Origin of the sequence: Hydrogenophaga pseudoflava (assembly GCF_031020795.1) — a bacterium.
GTDB lineage: Bacteria > Pseudomonadota > Gammaproteobacteria > Burkholderiales > Burkholderiaceae_C > Hydrogenophaga > Hydrogenophaga pseudoflava_A.
Window position 1 is genome coordinate 615273 of sequence record NZ_JAVHJP010000003.1, and the last position, 18617, is coordinate 633889.

The window sequence follows — 18617 nt, forward strand, 5'->3', positions numbered from 1 at the left end:
ACAAGCACATGCAAACCACCTTCCCCCGGCTGCTGCTGGACCACGCGAAGCAGCGCCCCGACGCGCCGGCGATGCGCGAGAAGGAATACGGCATCTGGCAGACCACCAGCTGGTCGGGCATGGCCCGGCTGGTCGAGGCCATCGCCTGCGGCCTGCACCAGGCCGGCCTGCAGCGCGGCGAGCACCTGGTGGTGATCGGCGCCAACCGCCCGCGCCTGTACGCCACCATGCTGGCCGCGCAGTCGCTCGGGGCCATTCCTGTGCCGCTCTACCAGGATGCAGTGGCCAACGAGTGCGTGTTCCCGATCAACAACGCCGAGGTGCGCTTCGCGGTGGTGGAGGACCAGGAGCAGGTCGACAAGATGCTGGAGATCCAGCCCCAGTGTCCGCAGCTGGCCCACATCTTCTACGACGATCCGCGCGGCCTGCGCAACTACGACCAGCCCGGCCTCGGCGGCCTGGAAGAGCTGGTCGGCGCGGGCCAGGCCTTTGCCAAGGCCCACCCCGACTTCTTCCGCGAGGAGATCGAGAAGGCACAGGCCGGCGACGTGGCCGCGATGTTCTTCACCTCGGGCACCACGGGCAACCCCAAGGGTGTGGTGCACACCCACAGCACCCTGATCGACCGCGCCTCGGTGGGCGCCCGCTTCGACAAGCTGACCGAGAAGGACGAGGTGCTGGCCTACCTGCCGCCGGCCTGGATCGGCCAGAACATCTTTTCCTATGCCCAGTGGCTGGTGGCGGGCTACGTGGTGAACTGCCCCGAGTCGGGTGCCACTGTCACCATCGACCTCAAGGAAGTCGGCCCCACCTATTACTTCGCGCCGCCGCGCGTGTTCGAAGGCCTGCTCACCACGGTGATGATCCGCATGGAAGACGCGGGCACGATCAAGCGCAAGATGTTCCACGCCTTCATGGACGTGGCGCGCCGCGTCGGTCCCGCCAAGATGGACGGCAAACCGGTCGGCTTCATGGACAACCTGAAGTACGCGCTGGGCAACCTGTTCGTCTACGGCCCGCTGCGCAACAGCCTGGGGCTCAGCCGTGTGCGCGTGGCCTACACCGCCGGCGAGGCCATCGGCCCCGATCTGTTCAGTTTCTACCGCAGCATCGGCATCAACCTCAAGCAGCTCTACGGTTCGACCGAAACCGCCGTGTTCGTCTGCCTTCAGCCCGACCACGAGGCGCGCGCCGACACCGTGGGCGTGCCCTGCGAGGGCGTGGAGATCAAGCTCAGCGAGACCGGCGAGATCCTGGTGAAGTCGCCCGGCCTGCTCAAGGAGTACTACAAGAACCCCAAGGCGACCGAAGAGGTGCTCACGGCCGACGGCTGGTACCACACCAGCGACGCCGGCTTCATCGACGCCAGCGGCCACCTCAAGATCATCGACCGCGTCAAGGACGTGGGGCGCATCAAGGGCGGCGCCAACGACGGCGCCATGTTCGCGCCCAAGTACGTGGAGAACAAGCTCAAGTTCTTCTCGCAGATCAAGGAAGTCGTGGCCTACGGCGACCAGCGCGAGAAGGTCTGCGTGATGGTCAACATCGACTTCGAGGCCGTGGGCAACTGGGCCGAGCGCCGCAACCTGCCCTACGCCGGCTACACCGACCTGGCGCAGAAACCCGAGGTGTACGAGCTGATCCGCGAGTGCGTCGAGAAGGTCAATGCCGACCTCAGCCGCGACGCGCTGCTGGCCGGCAGCCAGATCAGCCGCTTCCTGGTGCTGCACAAGGAACTGGACGCCGACGACGGCGAACTCACCCGCACCAACAAGGTCCGCCGCGGCTTCATCGCCGAGAAGTACAGCGTGCTCGTGGACGCGCTCTATGGCGGCAAGGCCGAGCAATACATCGAAACCCAGGTCAAGTTCGAGGACGGTCGCACCGGTAGCGTGAGCGCCACGCTGAAGATCAGCGACGCCAAGACGTTTGCACCCGTGAAAGCCGCAGCATGAGCACCAAGAAAATCGGCGACGTCATCCTTGACGTCCAGAACATCAGCCTGCGCTTCGGTGGCGTGAAGGCGCTCACCGACATCTCGTTCAACGTCAAGGAACACGAGATCCGGGCGATCATCGGCCCCAACGGCGCCGGCAAGAGCTCGATGCTCAACTGCATCAACGGCGTCTACCAGCCCCAGGAAGGCCAGATCACCTTCCGTGGCCAGCACTTCAAGCACATGAACAGCCGCCAGGTGGCCGAGATGGGCATCGCCCGCACCTTCCAGAACCTGGCGCTGTTCAAGGGCATGAGCGTGATCGACAACATCATGACCGGCCGCAACCTGCGCATGAAGAGCAACCTGTTCTTGCAGGCGCTGCGCATCGGCCCGGCGCAGAAGGAAGAAGAGAAGCACCGCGAGTTCGTCGAACACATCATCGACTTCCTGGAAATCCAGGCCTTCCGCAAGACCCCTGTGGGCCAGCTGCCCTACGGCCTGCAAAAGCGCGTCGACCTGGGCCGCGCCCTGGCGATGGAGCCGCAGGTGCTGCTGCTGGACGAGCCCATGGCCGGCATGAACCTGGAAGAGAAGCAGGACATGAGCCGCTTCATCCTGGACGTCAACGACGAGTTCGGCACCACCATCGTGCTGATCGAGCACGACATGGGCGTGGTGATGGACATCTCCGACCGCGTGGTGGTGCTGGACTACGGCAAGAAGATCGGCGACGGCACCCCGGACGAGGTGCGCAGCAACGAAGAAGTCATCAGCGCGTACCTCGGTACCTCGCACTGAACGGAGACACACACCATGGGATTCTTTCTTGAAACACTGCTCGGCGGCCTGATGGCCGGCATGCTGTACTCGCTGGTGGCGCTGGGCTTCGTGCTGATCTTCAAGGCCTCGGGCGTCTTCAACTTCGCGCAGGGCGCGATGGTGCTGTTCGCCGCGCTGGCCATGGCCCGCTTCTCGGAGTGGATTCCGCAGTGGCTGGGGCTGGAGAGCAAGCTGCTGGGCAACGTGATCGCCTTCTTCATCGCCGCCGGCTGCATGTTCATCCTGGCCTGGCTGATCGAGCGCCTGGTGCTGCGCCACCTGGTGAACCAGGAAGGCGTGACGCTGCTGATGGCCACGCTGGGCATCACCTACTTCCTCGACGGCCTGGGCCAGACCATCTTCGGCTCGGACATCTACCCCATCGACGTCGGCATGCCCAAGGACCCGGTGTTCCTGTTCGAGAGCGTGTTCGAGGGCGGCGTGCTGGTGAACCAGGAAGACATCATCGCGGCCGTCATCGCGGCCTGTCTGGTCGCCGTGCTGTCGCTGTTCTTCCAGAAGACCGCCACCGGCCGCGCGCTTCGCGCCGTGGCCGACGATCACCAGGCGGCCCAGTCCATCGGCATCCCGCTCAACCGCATCTGGGTCATCGTCTGGTGCGTGGCCGGCATCACCGCCCTGGTGGCCGGCGTCATCTGGGGCTCCAAGTTGGGCGTGCAGTTCTCGCTGACCACCGTGGCCCTGCGCGCCCTGCCCGTGATCATCCTGGGGGGCCTGACCTCGGTGCCCGGCGCCATCATCGGCGGACTGATCATCGGTGTGGGCGAGAAGCTCTCGGAGGTCTACCTCGGCCCCATGGTCGGCGGCGGCATCGAGATCTGGTTTGCGTATGTGCTGGCGCTCGTGTTTCTGCTCTTCAGGCCTCAAGGCCTGTTCGGCGAAAAGATCATCGACCGCGTGTAAGGAGACAAGAACATGTTCTACAGAGAAAACGGCCAGTTCAAGACCTCCTACCGCGCCGACCAGCAGATCTTCCCGATCGCGCAGGACCGCTGGGCCATCCTCGCCCTGGTCGCGTTCGCCTTCGTCGGCGTGCCGATGCTGGTGGACGAGTACATGTTCCGCGCCATCCTGATCCCGTTCCTCATCCTGTCGCTGGCCGCGCTGGGCGTGAACATCCTGGTCGGCTACTGCGGCCAGATCTCGCTGGGCTCGGGCGCCTTCATGGCGGTGGGTGCCTACATGGCCTACAACACCTACATCCGCATCGAGGGCATGCCGCTGATCATTGCCCTGCTTTCGGGCGGCTTCTTCGCCACCCTGGTGGGCATGTTCTTCGGCATCCCCAGCCTGCGCGTCAAGGGGCTGTACCTGGCCGTGGCCACGCTGGCGGCACAGTTCTTCTGCGACTGGGCCTTCCTGCGCATCGGCTGGTTCACGAACAACAACGCCTCGGGCTCGGTGTCGGTGTCCAACCTGCAGGTGTTCGGCCTGAGCATCGAGACGCCTCTGCAGAAGTACCTGTTCTGCCTGGCCTTCCTGGTGGTGTTCGCCCTGCTGGCCAAGAACCTCGTGCGCTCGGCCATCGGCCGCGAGTGGATGGCCATCCGCGACATGGACGTGGCCGCTGCGGTGATCGGCATCCGCCCCATGTACGCCAAGCTCAGCGCCTTCGCGGTCAGCTCTTTCATCATCGGCGTGGCCGGCGGCCTGTGGGGCTTCGTGCACCTGGGTTCGTGGGAACCCGCCGCCTTCTCGATCGACCGTTCGTTCCAGCTGCTGTTCATGGTGATCATCGGCGGCATGGGCTCGATCATGGGCAGTTTCTTCGGCGCGGCCTTCATCGTGCTGCTGCCCATCTTCATCGAACGCATCAGCCTGCTGGTGGGCCTGTCGACCGCCGCCGCCGCCCACATGACCTTCATGGTGTTCGGCGCCCTGATCGTCTGGTTCCTGATCGTGGAACCTCACGGCCTGGCCAAGCTCTGGAGCATTGCGAAGCAGAAGCTGCGCCTGTGGCCCTTCCCCCACTGATGTCCGTCCCTTTTTCTGTGTGTGCCCGACCTGTCCTTAAGGAGACAAAGCGATGAAAGTACGTAACCTGGTTCTCTCCGTGTCGCTGGCCTGCGCCGCCCTCTCGGGCGCGGTGGTCCCGACGGCTGCCATGGCCCAGGCCAAGGAGCAGTTCTTCCCGGTGCTGGTCTACCGCACCGGCGCCTACGCCCCCAACGGCGTGCCCTTCGCCAACGGCTATGTCGACTACCTCAAGCTGGTCAATGCGCGCGGCGGCATCAACGGCGTGAAAGTGTCGTTCGAGGAGTGCGAGACGGGCTACGCGACCGACAAGGGCGTGGAGTGCTACGAGCGCCTCAAGGGCAAGGGCGCCACCGTGTTCCAGCCGCTGTCCACCGGCATCACCTTCGCGCTGACCGAGAAGGCCCCGGCCGACAAGATCCCCCTGATCACCGCGGGCTACGGCCGCAGTGAGTCCGCCGATGGTGGCGTGTTCAAGTGGAACTTCCCGCTGGCGGGCACCTACTGGGTGGCCGGCGACGTCATCATCCAGGACATCGCCAAGAAGGAAGGCGGCGCCGCCAACCTCAAGGGCAAGCACATCGCCCTCGTCTACCACGACAGCCCGTTCGGCAAGGAAGCCATCCCCATCCTGCAGGAACGCGCCGCCATGCATGGCTACAAGCTGAGCCTGCTGCCTGTGACCCATCCGGGTGTGGAGCAGAAGTCCACCTGGCTGCAGATCCGACGCGACCGCCCCGACTACGTCATCAACTGGGGCTGGGGCGTGATGAATTCCACCTTGCTCAAGGAAGCCCAGGCCACCGGCTACCCGCGCGAGAAGATCTACGGCGTGTGGTGGGCCGGCGCCGAGCCGGACGTCAAGGACGTGGGCATGGGTGCCAAGGGCTACAACGCCATCACCATGCAACACGGCACCGAGAAGGGCTCGGACGTGGTCAAGGAGGTGCTGGCCAAGCTGCACGACAAGGGCCAGGGCACCGGGCCGAAGGAAGAAGTCGGTGACGTGCTCTACATGCGCGGCCTGTTCAGCGCCATGTTCGCCGTCGAAGGCGTGCGCCAGGCGCAGGAGAAGTTCGGCAAGGGCAAGGTCGTGACCGCCGAGCAGGCCCGCTGGGGTTACGAGAACCTCAACCTGACGCAGGCCAAGCTGGATGCGCTGGGCTTCAAGGGCGTGCTGCGCCCCGTCTCCACCAGCTGCCAGGACCACATGGGCGCCAACTGGGCCCGCATCCACACCTGGGACGGCAGCAAGTGGCAGTTCAGCAGCGACTGGTACCAGGCCGACGAACAGATCATCAAGCCGATGGTCAAGGCCGCCGCCGACAAGTACGCCGCCGAGAAGAAGCTGACGCGCCGCGCCGCTTCGGACTGCGGCAGCTGATCGATCTGCCCCGGGGTCGCTGGTCCGCCAGCGGCCATCTGCAAGGCCGGTGCGCCGAGCCTTGCAAATGGTCCACGAGGAAACACCATGAGCACCACTCCCAACATCGTTCTCAACGTCAATGGCATCGAGGTCATCTACAACCACGTGATCCTCGTGCTCAAGGGCGTGTCGCTGAACGTGCCCGAGGGCAAGATTGCGGCCATCCTGGGCGGCAACGGCGCGGGCAAGACCACGACGCTGCGCGCCATTTCCAACCTGCTCAAGGGCGAACGCGGCGAGGTCACCAAAGGCAGCATCGAACTGCGCGGCGAGCGCATCGAAAACCTCTCGCCCGCCGACCTGGTCAACCGCGGCGTGGTGCAGGTGATGGAAGGGCGCCACTGCTTTGCGCACCTGACCATCGAGGAGAACCTGATGACCGGCTCCTACACGCGCAGCGACAAGGCCGAGGTCGCGCGCAATCTGGAGAAGGTCTACACCTACTTCCCGCGCCTGAAGACGCGCCGCACCTCGCAGGCGGCCTACACCTCGGGCGGCGAGCAGCAGATGTGCGCCATCGGCCGCGCGCTGATGGCCAACCCCAGCGTGGTGCTGCTGGACGAGCCCTCGATGGGCCTGGCGCCGCAGATCGTGGAAGAGGTGTTCGAGATCGTGAAGGACCTCAACACCAAAGAGAAGGTGACCTTCCTGATCGCCGAGCAGAACACCAACATGGCGCTGAAGTACGCCGACTACGGCTACATCATGGAGAGCGGCCGCATCGTGATGGACGGTGCCGCCAGCGACCTGCGCAACAACGAGGACGTCAAGGAGTTCTACCTCGGCATGGGCGGGGGAGAAAGAAAGTCGTTCAAAGACGTGAAGTCCTACAAGCGCCGCAAGCGCTGGCTGGCCTGACCTTTTCTCCTTCAACTTTCTGGCTTTCACCATGAGCGAACACTTCGACGCCCTGGAAACCCGGTCGCCCGCCGAGCGCGAGGCGGCCCAGATGGCCGCCCTGCCTGGACAGCTGGCCCACGCCAAGCAGAACAGCGCGGCGTTCGCCGACATCCTGCGCGACATCGATGTGTCGGGCATCAACAGCCGCGCTGCGCTGACCCGCATCCCGGTGACGCGCAAGAGCGAGCTGCTGGAGCGCCAGAAGGCCAAGCGGCAGCACGATGCCTTCGGTGGCTTCTCGGCCCTGGTGCGCGGACCTGCCATGTCGCGCATCTTCGCCAGTCCGGGCCCGATCTACGAACCCGAGGGCACGGGCAAGGACTACTGGCGCGCCGGCCGCGCGCTGTTCGCCGCGGGTTTTCGCGCCGGCGACCTGGTGCACAACAGCTTCAGCTACCACATGACCCCGGGCGCCTTCATCCTGGAGTCGGGCGCGCATGCGGTGGGATGCACCGTGTTCCCCGGCGGCGTCGGCCAGACCGAGCAGCAGCTCGAAGCCATGGTCGACCTCCGGCCCAACGCCTACACCGGCACGCCCAGCTTCCTGCGCATCCTGCTGGAGAAGGCGGCCGAATCCGGCATCGCCCTGCCGAGCCTGACCAAGGCCTCGGTCGGCGGCGAGGCCTGCCCGCCCAGTCTGACGGCTTGGTTCAAGGAACGTGGCGTGGACGTCTACCAGACTTACGCCACGGCCGACCTGGGCCTGGTGGCCTACGAGACCGCAGCCCGTGAAGGCCTGGTGCTCGACGAAGGCGTGATCGTGGAGATCGTGCGCCCGGGCACGGGCACCCCGGTGCCCGATGGCGAAGTGGGCGAGCTGGTGGTGACCACGCTGAACGCCGCCTACCCGCTGATCCGCTTCGGCACAGGCGACCTCTCGGCCATCCTGCCCGGCGCCTGCCCCACCGGCCGCACCGCGCCGCGCATCAAAGGCTGGATGGGCCGCGCCGACCAGACCACCAAGATCAAGGGCATGTTCGTGCACCCCTCGCAGGTGGCCGAGATCGCCCGGCGTTTCCCCGAGGTGAAGAAGGCCCGGCTGGTGGTCAGCGGCGAGATGGCGAACGACGAGATGTGCCTGCAGGTCGAGGCCACCGAGGTCGGCGACGGCCTGCGTGAGCGCATCGAGACCGCGATCCGGGAAGTCACCAAGTTGCGCGGCGACGTGCAGGTGGTGCGCCCCGGCAGCCTGCCCAACGACGGCAAAGTGATCGAGGACGCGCGCAGCTACAAGTGAGCGCGGCCCTCGCCGGCAAAGGGTTTCCCCCGGGGTGCGGCTACGTAATTTCCGCCATTTCAGGCGCGGTCTTGCGCACTACCATGGGTCTCTGAACATCCCCATAGGAGCACCCGCATGAAGAAGATCCTGGCCTTCGCACTGACCGCCGCCATTTCGGCCGGCGCCTTCGCCCAAGGCTTCCCAAGCAAGCCCATCACCCTGGTCGTGCCCTTCGCAGCCGGTGGCCCCACCGACCTCGTGGCCCGCCAGCTCGCCGAAGCCATGCGCAAGCCGCTGGGTGGTGCCTCGGTCGTGGTGGAGAACGCCGCCGGTGCCGGCGGCACGATCGGCGCCGCCAAGGTGGCTCGCGCCGCGCCGGACGGCCACACCCTGCTGGTCTGGCACATCGGCATGGCCGCCACCGCCAGCCTCTACCGCAAGCTGCCCTACAAGCCGCTGGAGGACTTCGAGTACCTCGGCATGATCAACGACGTGCCGATGACTCTGATCGGTGCGCCCAAGCTGCCGGCAAGCACCTACCGCGATTTCGAGAACTACATCCGCGCCAACGGTGGCAAGCTGAATCTGGCGCACGCCGGCCTGGGTTCCGCCTCCCATCTGTGCGGCCTGATGTGGCAATCGGCGGTCAAGCTGGACAAGGCCATGACCACGATCGCCTACCGCGGCACGGGCCCGGCCATGAACGACCTGATCGGCGGCCAGGTGGACGTGATGTGCGACCAGACCACCAACACCACCGCGCAGATCGAAGGCGGTCGCGTCAAGGCCTTCGCCGTCACCACCGCCAAGCCGCTGTCCACCCACAAGCTGCTCAAGGACTACCCCTCGCTGCAGGAAATGGGTCTCAAGGGCTTCAACCTGACCATCTGGCACGCGATGTACGCACCGAAGGGCACGCCCGCCGACGTGCAGAAGAAGCTCAACGATGCCCTGCTGGTCGCCCTCAAGGACCCGGACTTCATCAAGAAGCAGAACGAACTGGGCGCCATCGTGGTCACCGACAACCGCGTGACGCCGGCCGGCCACAAGGCCTTCGTGTCCAGCGAGATCACCAAGCTCAAGGCCGCCATCGACGCGGCCGGCGAATTCGCTGACTGAGTGCAGCGCGGGGACGCGTTTGCAGGGTCCTCGCCGCCGCCCCCAGGCCACCAGCAGGTGGCCTTTTTTTCGTCTGCGAACGTCTCCGGACCGAAGATCAGACGCCCCAGACCACCTCGACCTCGGCCTTCGAGCAGCGCTGCAGCATCTCGATCAGTGGTGCGGCGCGCATGCGCAGGCTGACCGCGTCGAACTGCGGCACCGGCTCGCCGTTGGCCAGGGCTTCGTCCTTCATCTTCTCCTGGGCCTCTTCCTCGGCCTGCGCCGCCGCCCGCAGGGCCGCGATCGCGCCCGGCATCTCTTCGGGCCTCAGGATGCCGGGCCCGGCAACGTCCTTGCCCAGGATTTCCAGAATGCGCTTGCCGTTCGCCTGAAGCATCACGAGATCGCCGGTTTCGCGGGATTTGAATCGGTACAGGGACATTCGGAATTCCTCCTCTGACAACGCTGCGCTGCATTCTTGCACCGTTCGGCGGCCGCTCGTCCCGACCCTTCCCCCCTGCGGGTTAACCCGGTTGTTCGCACATAGTTCAGGTCTAAACTAATCAGACATGAACACACCCACTCCAGCGCTGCGGCGCATCCTGTGCATCGGTGGCGGCCCAGCGGGCCTCTATTTCGGTCTGCTCATGAAGCGACGTTTCCCGGCGCTGGAGGTCACGGTGGTCGAGCGCAACAGGCCTTACGACACTTTCGGCTGGGGCGTGGTGTTTTCGGACCAGACGCTGCAGAACCTGCGCCGGGCCGACCCCGAGACCGCGCAGGCGATGCAGGACGCCTTCAACCACTGGGACGACATCGAGGTGTTCTACAAGGGCCGCAGCGTGCGCTCGGGTGGCCACGGCTTCATCGGCATCGGCCGCAAGCGCCTGCTCAACATCCTGCAGGACCGCTGCACGGCGCTGGGCGTGAACCTGGTGTTCGAGACCGACGTGACCGACGACCAGGCGCTGGCCCGCCAATACGACGCCGACCTGGTGATCGCCAGCGATGGCCTGAACAGCCGCGTCCGCACTCGCTACGAAAGCACCTTCCAGCCCGACATCGACACCCGGCTGTGCCGCTTCGTCTGGCTGGGCACGAAGAAGACCTTCGACGCCTTCACCTTCGCCTTCGAACAGACCGAACACGGCTGGTTCCAGGCCCACGCCTACAAGTTCGACGACGAGACCTCGACCTTCATCGTCGAGACGCCGGAGCATGTGTGGAAGGCGCACGGCATCGAGGACATGAGCCAGGAGGACGGCATTGCCTTCTGCGAGCGGCTGTTCGCGAAGTACCTCGACGGCCACGCGCTCATCAGCAACGCCAAGCACCTGCGCGGCTCGGCCAACTGGATCCGTTTCCCACGCGTGATCTGCCACACCTGGGTGCACTGGCAGGACATTGCCGGCAAACAGACGCCCATCGTGCTGATGGGCGACGCGGCCCACACCGCCCACTTCTCCATCGGCAGCGGCACCAAGCTGGCACTGGAAGACGCGATCGACCTGGCCGACGAGTTCACCAACAACGCCGGTGCCGACATGGCCGGCGTGCTGCAGGGCTACGAGGCACGCCGCAGCGTCGAGGTGCTGAAAATCCAGAACGCCGCGCGCAATTCGACCGAGTGGTTCGAGCACGTGGACCGCTACACCGGCCTGGAGATCGAGCAGTTCGCCTACTCGCTGCTCACCCGCAGCCAGCGCATCAGCCACGAGAACCTGCGGCTGCGCGATGCGCAGTGGCTGGAGGGTTATGAGGACTGGCTGCAGCAACGCGCGGGAGGGCGCAGCGTCGGCGCCAAGCCCACCCCGCCCATGCTGCTGCCGCTGAAGGTGCGTGGCTGTGCACTCAAGAACCGCATCGTCGTCTCGCCGATGGCGCAGTACAAGGCGCAGGACGGCGTGGTCGGCGACTGGCACCTCATGCACCTGGGCGCGCGGGCCGTGGGTGGCGCGGCCCTGGTGATGGTCGAGATGACCAGCCCGACGCCCGAGGGCCGGATCACGCCCGGCTGCCCGGGGCTGTGGAACGAAGTCCAGCAGGCCGCCCTGGCCCGCATCGTGGACTTCGCGCATCAGCACGGCGGTGCGAAGATGGGCCTTCAACTTGGCCACAGCGGGCCCAAGGGCTCGACACAGCTCGGCTGGGAGGCGATGGACGAGCCCCTGACATCGGGCAACTGGCCCCTGCTCTCCGCCAGCGCCGTGCCCTATGGTGAGCAGAACCAGGTCCCCCAGGCCATGACCCGCGCCGACATGGACGCCATGACCGCCGCGTTCGTCGCCGCCACGCAGCGCGCCGCCGCCGCCGGCTTCGACTGGCTGGAGCTGCACTGCGCCCACGGCTACCTGCTCTCGGCCTTCATCTGCCCGCTCACCAACCTGCGCAGCGACGACTACGGCGGTTCGCTGGAGAACCGCTGCCGCTACCCGCTGGAGTTGTTCAAGGCCATGCGCGCCGCCTGGCCCGTCGACCGGCCGATGAGCGTGCGCATCTCCGCCCACGATTGGGCGCCCGGCGGCAACACGCCCGACGACGCAGTGGCCATCGCACGCCTGTTCAAGGCCGCCGGCTGCGACGTGATCGACGTGTCCTCCGGTCAGACCACGCGGCAGGCCAAGCCGGTCTACGGCCGCATGTACCAGACCCCGTTCGCCGACCGCATCCGCAACGAGGTCGGCATCCTCACCATGGCCGTGGGCGCGATCAGCGAAGCCGACCACGCCAACAGCATCATCGGCGCCGGCCGAGCCGACCTCTGCGCCGTGGCCCGCCCGCACCTGGCCGACCCGGCCTGGACGCTGCACGAAGCGGCCAGGCTGCAGACCCGCGCCATCGAATGGCCCCTGCCCTACCTCAGCGGCCGCGACCAGCTCTACCGCGAGATCGCGCGCCAGCAGGCGCTGCAGGGTACCGTCGTCACGCAAGACCCTGCTGAAACCTCATGACCACCATGCCCGACACGCTCGATCTCGAAGCCCGCGCCCACAGCGAACATGCGCAGGAGCTGCGCCTGTGGCTGCGGCTGCTGGCCTGTTCGCAACTGATCGAGAAGCGCGTGCGCGCCGGCCTGCGCGAGCGGTTCGACACCACGCTGCCGCGCTTCGACCTGATGGCCCAGCTCGAACGCCACCCCGAAGGCCTGAAGATGAAGGAGCTGTCGCAGCGCCTGATGGTCACCGGCGGCAACGTCACCGGCATCACCGACCAGCTGGTTTCCGAAGGGCTGGTGGAGCGCGTGGGCGTCGAGGGCGACCGGCGCGCCTTCCTCGTTCGCCTCACGCCCGAGGGCCGCAGCGCGTTTGAACGCATGGCCGTGCAGCACGAGCAGTGGATCGTGCAGGCCTTCGAAGGCCTGAGCGCCAAGGACCTGGACCAGCTGCACAAGCTGCTGGGCAAAGTGAAACAGCACCAACTGGACCTCGAATGAAGCACCCCATCCCCGACCACAACCCCATGCGCGGCCAGTACCGCACCGTCGCCGCCGAGCAGCCCCGGCACTTCGCCCTCAGCGTGGCCGAGGGTGTGGCCACCGTCACGCTCAACCGGCCCGAGCGCAAGAACCCGCTGACCTTCGACTCCTACGCCGAGCTGCGCGACTGGTTTCTGGGCCTGCAGCGTGCCACCGACATCAAGGCCGTGGTGATCACCGGTGCAGGCGGCAACTTCTGCTCCGGCGGCGACGTGCACGAGATCATCGGCCCGCTCACGAAGATGAGCATGCCTGAACTGCTGGCCTTCACGCGCATGACCGGCGCGCTGGTCAGCGCCATGCGCGCCTGCCCGCAGCCCATCGTGGCCGCGCTGGACGGCGTGTGCGCTGGCGCGGGCGCGATGATGGCACTGGCCTCGGACCTGCGCCTGGGCACGCCTGGGGCCACGGTCGCCTTCCTGTTCACACGCGTCGGCCTGGCCGGCGCCGACATGGGCGCCTGCGCCCTGCTGCCGCGCATGATCGGCCAGGGTCGCGCCAGCGAACTGCTGTTCACCGGCCGCGCCATGAGCGCGCAGGAGGGCCAGGCCTGGGGCTTCTTCAATGCGCTGCACGACAGCGAAGCGCTGCTGCCCGCCGCGCTCAAGCTCGCCGGGCAGCTTGCGCAAGGTCCCACTTTTGCGCACGGCATGACCAAGACCATGCTCCACCAGGAATGGGCCATGACGCTGGACCAGGCCATCGAGGCCGAAGCGCAGGCCCAGGCCATCTGCATGCAGACGCAGGACTTCCGCCGCGCCTACGAGGCCTTCGCCGCCAAGCAGCGCCCGCAGTTCGAGGGGGACTGAAATGGTCGCCTTTGAACACCCCCATCCACACGGTGCGCTGGCACCGACCGCGCACCTCGAACTGCCCTTCTTCGACGACGCGCACCGGGCGCTGGCCAACGGACTGGTGGCTTGGGCACGTGAACAGCACGTCGACGAGACCGACGACCGCGCCGCCTGCAAGGAATGGGTACGCCGACTGGGCGCGGCCGGCTGGCTGCGCTACTGCGTGCCAGAGGCCCATGGCGGCGCCCTGCCCGCGCTCGACTCGCGCGCCCTGGTGATCCTGCGCGAGACCCTGGCCTACCACTCGCCGCTGGCCGACTTTGCCTTCGCCATGCAGGGCCTGGGCAGCGGCGCCATCACGCTCGCCGGCACGCCCGCCCAGCAGGCCCGCTACCTGCGCGCCGTCGCCTCGGGCGAGAAGATCGCCGCCTTCGCGCTGAGCGAACCCGGGGCCGGCTCCGACGTCGCGGCCATGGCCCTGCGCGCCACACCCGATGCGAACGGCTGGCGCCTGGACGGCCAGAAGACCTGGATCAGCAACGGCGGCATGGCCGACTTCTACGTCACCTTCGCCAAGACCGACCCCGACGCCGGCGCGCGCGGCATCAGCGCCTTCATCGTCGACGCCGACACCCCGGGACTGGACATCAGCGCCCACATCCAGGTGATGGCCCCGCACCCGCTGGCCACGCTCACTTTCAGCGGCTGCGCGGTCGCGCAGGACACCCTGGTCGGACCCGTCAACGGGGGCTTCAAGCTCGCCATGCAGACGCTGGACATCTTCCGCGCCTCCGTCGCCGCAGCCGCATTGGGGATGGCGCGCCGGGCCCTGGCCGAGGCCGTGCACCACGCCAAGACACGCCAGATGTTCGGCCAGACCCTGGCCGACTTCCAGCTCACGCAGGCCAAGCTCGGCGAGATGACCGCACTCGTTGACGCCGCGGCCCTGCTGACCTACCGCGCCGCCTGGCAACGCGACCGCAGCACCACCAGTGGCGCCGGCACCCCGGCCTACACCGCCGCCGCCGCGGCCGCCAAGCTCACCGCCACCGAGAACGCGCAGAAGGTGATCGACATGGCGCTGCAGATGTTCGGCGGCCGCGGCGTGCAGGTGGGTAGCGTGGTCGAGCACCTCTACCGCGACATCCGTTCGTTGCGCATCTATGAAGGCGCGAGCGAGGTGCAGCTGCTGATCCTCGGCAAGCACGCCCTGAAGGGCTGACACGGAGACTTTCATGGCCTCACATCCTTCCGCCCAGACCGACCGCTTTGTGCACGACCGCCTGCCGCCGCCGGAGCAATGGCCCGAACTGCGCTACGACCTGCCCGAGCTGCAGGCGCTGCCCGCGCAGCTCAACCTGGTGCAGGTGCTGTTCGAACGCGCCTTCGCCGCCGGGCACGCCGAGCGCCCGCTGTTCCGCAACGACGAGCGCACGCTCAGCTACGCCCAGGCCCACCTCGAAGTGAACCGCTTGAGCCATGTGCTGGTCGACATGGGTCTGGAGCCGGGCAACCGGGTCCTGTTGCGCGGCGGCAACTCGATCGCGATGGCTTTGGCCTGGCTGGCGGTGGTGCAGAGCGGCCTGATCGCCGTGGCCACCATGCCGCTGCTGCGTGCCACGGAACTCAAGGCCATCATCGACAAGTCGCGCCCTTCGGCTGCGCTGTGTGATGTGAAGCTGCAGGACGAGCTTAAGGCTGCGCTGGCGCTGAGCCAGGATACGGCGACCTTGCCGCTGCGGGTGTTCAACACGGGCGATGCCGCCGTGGCCTTGCCCGATTCGCTCGAAGCCCTCGCCCGCCACGCCAGCGATCAGGCCACGTCCTGCCCCACCAGCGCCGACGACATCGCGCTGCTGGCCTTCACCTCCGGCACCACCGGCAATCCCAAGGCCGCGGCTCACTCCCACCGCGACGTGATCGCCGCCTGCGAAACCTGGCCGCGCCACGTGCTGCGCGCCGCGCCCGACGACATCGTCATGGGCTCGCCACCGCTGGCCTTCACCTTCGGCCTCGGCGGCCTGCTGGTGTTCCCGATGTGGGCGGGGGCGTCGGTCTACTTCCCGGCCATTCCCTACACCCCCGAGGCCATGGTCAAGCTCATCGGTCAGGTCGGCGCCACCATCTGCTACACCGCGCCCACCTTCTACCGGCAGATGGCGCCGTTCGCGAAGCAGCACGGCATCGGCCGGTTGCGCATCAGCGTGAGTGCCGGCGAAGGCCTGCCAGACGCCACGCGCCAGCTCTGGAAGGACGCCAGTGGCCTCGAGATGCTCGACGGCATCGGCGCCACCGAAATGTTCCACATCTTCATCTCGGCCGCCCCGGAGAATGTGAAGCGGGGCGCCATTGGCAAAGTGGTGCCAGGCTACGAAGCGAAGATCGTCGACGAGAAGGGCACCGAATTACCACGGGGCCACGTCGGGCGGCTGGCGGTCAAAGGCCCGACCGGCTGCCGGTACCTGAACGACGCACGCCAGGCCAACTACGTGCAAGGTGGTTGGAACTACCCCGGCGATGCCTTCCTGGAAGACGAGGACGGTTACTTCGTCTACCAGGCACGCACCGACGACATGATCATCACCGCCGGCTACAACGTGGCCGGGCCTGAGGTGGAGGCTGCCCTGCTGCAGCACCCGGCGGTGGCCGAATGCGGCGTGGTCGGGCGGCCCGACGACGAGCGCGGCATGGTCATCCTGGCCTACGTGGTGCTCAAACCAGGCCAAGCGGCCGATGCGGCCCAGGTCAAGGCGCTGCAGGACCACGTCAAGCACACGCTGGCGCCCTACAAATACCCACGCGAGGTGCGCTTTGTCGGCACCTTGCCCCGCACCGAAACCGGCAAGCTGCAGCGCTTTGCTCTGCGCAGAATGGCCTCTGAGCCCGCGGCCTGAACCTCAAGAAAGACCTTCCTCATGCAATTCCTACAACCGCCCGGCTGGTCCACCCCAAAAGGCTACGCCAACGGCGTGGCCGCGAAAGGCACGCTGGTCTTCGTCGGTGGTCAGATCGGCTGGAACGGCGACCAGGTGTTCGAGAGCGACGACTTCATCGCCCAGACGAAACAGGCCCTGCAGAACGTGAACGCGGTGCTGGCCTGTGCCGGCGCCGGTCCAGAGCACATGGTTCGCATGACTTGGTACATCACAGACCGCGACGAGTACAACGCCCGCCTCCGCGAACTCGGCTCGGTGTACCGGGAAGTGATGGGTAAGTGTTTCCCGGCCATGACCTGCGTCGAGGTCAGCCGGCTGGTCGAAGCGCGCGCCAAGGTGGAGATCGAGGTGACGGCGGTCGTCCCGGATTGAGCCCGGAGAGTCCCCTGGACGCAGCAACAAAAAAGCCCGCATCAGCGGGCTTTTTTGAGGAACTCTGGTCAGTTCCGGATTGGTTGCGGAGGCAAGATTTGAACTTGCGACCTTTGGGTTATGAGCCCAACGAGCTACCAGGCTGCTCCACTCCGCGTCAAGCCTTAAATTATATCACGCTTTTTCGCCGTCGGCAGCCGGAGCGGTTTCTGGCGCACGATCCACCAGTTCCACGAGTGCCATCGGAGCGTTGTCGCCCACGCGGAAGCCCATCTTCAGGATGCGGGTGTAGCCGCCGGGACGAGCCTTGAAGCGCGGACCCAACTCGTCAAACAGCTTGACGACCACATCGCGGTCGCGCAGGCGGTTGAAGGCGAGGCGGCGGTTGGCCACGGTGGCTTCCTTGGCCAGGGTGATCATGGGTTCGACCACACGGCGCAGTTCCTTGGCCTTGGGCAGGGTGGTCTTGATGACTTCGTGCGTCAGCAGCGAGTTCATCATGTTGCGCAGCATCGCCTGGCGGTGCTCGCTGGTGCGGTTGAGTTTGCGAAGTCCGTGTCCGTGACGCATGGTGATTTCCTTTCAGTGTTTTGCCCCCAGCCGGATCAGGTACTGGAGGTTCGTCAGACGTTGATTGACGGGATCAGTGTTTGTCGAGACCGGCCGGTGGCCAGTTTTCGAGCTTCATGCCCAAGGTCAGGCCGCGCGAAGCGAGCACTTCCTTGATTTCGTTGAGCGACTTGCGGCCCAGGTTGGGGGTCTTGAGCAGCTCGTTCTCGGTGCGCTGGATCAGGTCACCGATGTAGTAGATGTTCTCGGCCTTGAGGCAGTTGGCCGAGCGAACGGTGAGTTCGAGCTCGTCCACCGGACGCAGGAGGATCGGGTCGAACTGCTGCGAGCTGCGCTGGGCGGGCTGGTCGAAGGCCGACAGTTCCACACCTTCGAGCTGTGCAAACACGGCCAGCTGCTCCACCAGGATCTTGGCAGAGGCACGCACGGCTTCTTCGGGACCGATCGAGCCATTGGTCTCGATCTCGAGCACCAGCTTGTCCAGGTCGGTGCGCTGCTCCACACGGGCGCTCTCGACCGTGTAGCTCACGCGCTTGACCGGCGAGAAGGACGCATCGAGAACGATGCGGCCCAGGGAACGAGATGCGTCGTCGTTGCGACGCAGGCTGCCCGGCACATAGCCACGGCCCTTTTCCACCTTGATCTGCATATCCAGCTTGGCACCGGCCGACAGCGTGGCGATCACGTGACCAGGGTTGACGATCTCGACGTCGTGCGGCGTCTGAATATCGGCGGCCGTGACCACGCCTTCGCCGTCCTTGCGCAGGCTCAGGGTGACTTCGTCGCGGTTGTGCAGCTTGAAGACCACGCCCTTGAGGTTCAGGAGCATGTTGACAACATCTTCCTGGACGCCGTCGATGGAGGAATACTCGTGCACCACACCGGCGATGGTCACCTCGGTCGGTGCGTGACCGACCATGGACGACAGCAGCACACGGCGCAGGGCGTTGCCCAGGGTGTGTCCATAACCGCGCTCGAAAGGCTCCAGAGTCACCTTGGCGCGGTTGGTCGAGACTTGCTCGACATTGATGGTTTTGGGCTTGAGCAGATTGTTCAGCATTCAAACTTCCT

17 protein-coding genes and 1 tRNA gene are annotated in these 18617 nt (G+C 66.3%); 14 read left to right on the forward strand and 4 right to left on the reverse strand.

The genetic code is table 11. The annotated features are described in order from the left end of the window. Window positions 1-8 precede the first annotated feature (8 nt). From RCO38_RS12480 to RCO38_RS12515, 8 genes are all read left to right on the forward strand, one after another. A complete protein-coding gene (locus RCO38_RS12480; protein ID WP_308328636.1) occupies window positions 9-1955 on the forward strand; it encodes an AMP-dependent synthetase/ligase in 1947 nt (648 codons plus the stop codon). Next, a complete protein-coding gene (locus RCO38_RS12485) occupies window positions 1952-2737 on the forward strand; it encodes an ABC transporter ATP-binding protein (protein WP_308328637.1) in 786 nt (261 codons plus the stop codon). Before RCO38_RS12480 ends, RCO38_RS12485 begins: the two co-directional genes overlap by 4 nt. 15 nt (window positions 2738-2752) lie before the next feature. After that, window positions 2753-3682 carry a branched-chain amino acid ABC transporter permease gene (locus RCO38_RS12490; protein WP_308328638.1) on the forward strand — a complete coding sequence of 310 codons (930 nt, stop codon included), beginning with the start codon at window positions 2753-2755 and terminating at the stop codon, window positions 3680-3682. Window positions 3683-3694: 12 nt separating this feature from the next. Then, the gene (locus tag RCO38_RS12495; RefSeq protein WP_308328639.1) at window positions 3695-4753 is read left to right on the forward strand and encodes a branched-chain amino acid ABC transporter permease; all 1059 of its coding nucleotides are present in this window, start codon (window positions 3695-3697) and stop codon (window positions 4751-4753) included. A 52-nt stretch (window positions 4754-4805) separates the two neighbouring features. Further along, entirely contained in the window at window positions 4806-6137 is a 1332-nt protein-coding gene (locus RCO38_RS12500) for an ABC transporter substrate-binding protein (protein WP_308328640.1), read from the forward strand. Between the two features lie 87 nt (window positions 6138-6224). Then, a complete protein-coding gene (locus RCO38_RS12505) occupies window positions 6225-7037 on the forward strand; it encodes an ABC transporter ATP-binding protein (protein ID WP_308328642.1) in 813 nt (270 codons plus the stop codon). A gap of 31 nt (window positions 7038-7068) precedes the next feature. Then, complete coding sequence (locus RCO38_RS12510) at window positions 7069-8316, forward strand: phenylacetate--CoA ligase family protein (protein ID WP_308328643.1); 1248 nt, start codon at window positions 7069-7071, stop codon at window positions 8314-8316. Between the two features lie 117 nt (window positions 8317-8433). Then, the gene (locus tag RCO38_RS12515; RefSeq protein WP_308328644.1) at window positions 8434-9417 is read left to right on the forward strand and encodes a tripartite tricarboxylate transporter substrate-binding protein; all 984 of its coding nucleotides are present in this window, start codon (window positions 8434-8436) and stop codon (window positions 9415-9417) included. A 97-nt stretch (window positions 9418-9514) separates the two neighbouring features. Here RCO38_RS12515 and RCO38_RS12520 read toward each other — a convergent pair whose 3' ends face one another. After that, window positions 9515-9841 (reverse strand): DUF1840 domain-containing protein, encoded by a 327-nt coding sequence (locus tag RCO38_RS12520; RefSeq protein WP_308328645.1) that lies wholly within the window; start codon window positions 9839-9841, stop codon window positions 9515-9517. Window positions 9842-9968: 127 nt separating this feature from the next. On the opposite strand from RCO38_RS12520, the gene RCO38_RS12525 reads away from it, so the two are divergent. The 6 genes from RCO38_RS12525 to RCO38_RS12550 are packed head-to-tail and all read left to right on the forward strand — an operon-like array spanning window position 9969 to window position 16976. Next, window positions 9969-12350, forward strand: coding sequence for a bifunctional salicylyl-CoA 5-hydroxylase/oxidoreductase (locus RCO38_RS12525; protein WP_308328647.1), 2382 nt, complete (start codon window positions 9969-9971; stop codon window positions 12348-12350). Next, window positions 12347-12832 (forward strand): MarR family winged helix-turn-helix transcriptional regulator, encoded by a 486-nt coding sequence (locus RCO38_RS12530; RefSeq protein WP_308328649.1) that lies wholly within the window; start codon window positions 12347-12349, stop codon window positions 12830-12832. The genes RCO38_RS12525 and RCO38_RS12530 overlap by 4 nt, the downstream gene beginning before the upstream one ends. Next, window positions 12829-13683, forward strand: a complete 855-nt coding sequence (locus RCO38_RS12535; RefSeq protein ID WP_308328650.1) for an enoyl-CoA hydratase family protein — start codon at window positions 12829-12831, stop codon at window positions 13681-13683. The genes RCO38_RS12530 and RCO38_RS12535 overlap by 4 nt, the downstream gene beginning before the upstream one ends. A gap of 1 nt (window position 13684) precedes the next feature. Then, window positions 13685-14890, forward strand: a complete 1206-nt coding sequence (locus RCO38_RS12540; RefSeq protein WP_308328651.1) for an acyl-CoA dehydrogenase family protein — start codon at window positions 13685-13687, stop codon at window positions 14888-14890. Window positions 14891-14903: 13 nt separating this feature from the next. Next, window positions 14904-16562, forward strand: coding sequence for an AMP-binding protein (locus RCO38_RS12545; RefSeq protein WP_308328652.1), 1659 nt, complete (start codon window positions 14904-14906; stop codon window positions 16560-16562). Window positions 16563-16583: 21 nt separating this feature from the next. Further along, window positions 16584-16976 (forward strand): RidA family protein, encoded by a 393-nt coding sequence (locus RCO38_RS12550; RefSeq protein ID WP_308328653.1) that lies wholly within the window; start codon window positions 16584-16586, stop codon window positions 16974-16976. 80 nt (window positions 16977-17056) lie between these two features. Here the strand turns inward: RCO38_RS12550 and RCO38_RS12555 are convergent. From RCO38_RS12555 to RCO38_RS12565, 3 genes are all read right to left on the reverse strand, one after another. Beyond that, a tRNA-Met gene (locus RCO38_RS12555) sits at window positions 17057-17133 on the reverse strand. 17 nt (window positions 17134-17150) lie between these two features. Next, window positions 17151-17546, reverse strand: a complete 396-nt coding sequence (rplQ, locus tag RCO38_RS12560; RefSeq protein ID WP_308328654.1) for a 50S ribosomal protein L17 — start codon at window positions 17544-17546, stop codon at window positions 17151-17153. 73 nt (window positions 17547-17619) lie between these two features. Then, complete coding sequence (locus tag RCO38_RS12565) at window positions 17620-18606, reverse strand: DNA-directed RNA polymerase subunit alpha (protein WP_066157201.1); 987 nt, start codon at window positions 18604-18606, stop codon at window positions 17620-17622. Window positions 18607-18617 lie beyond the last annotated feature (11 nt).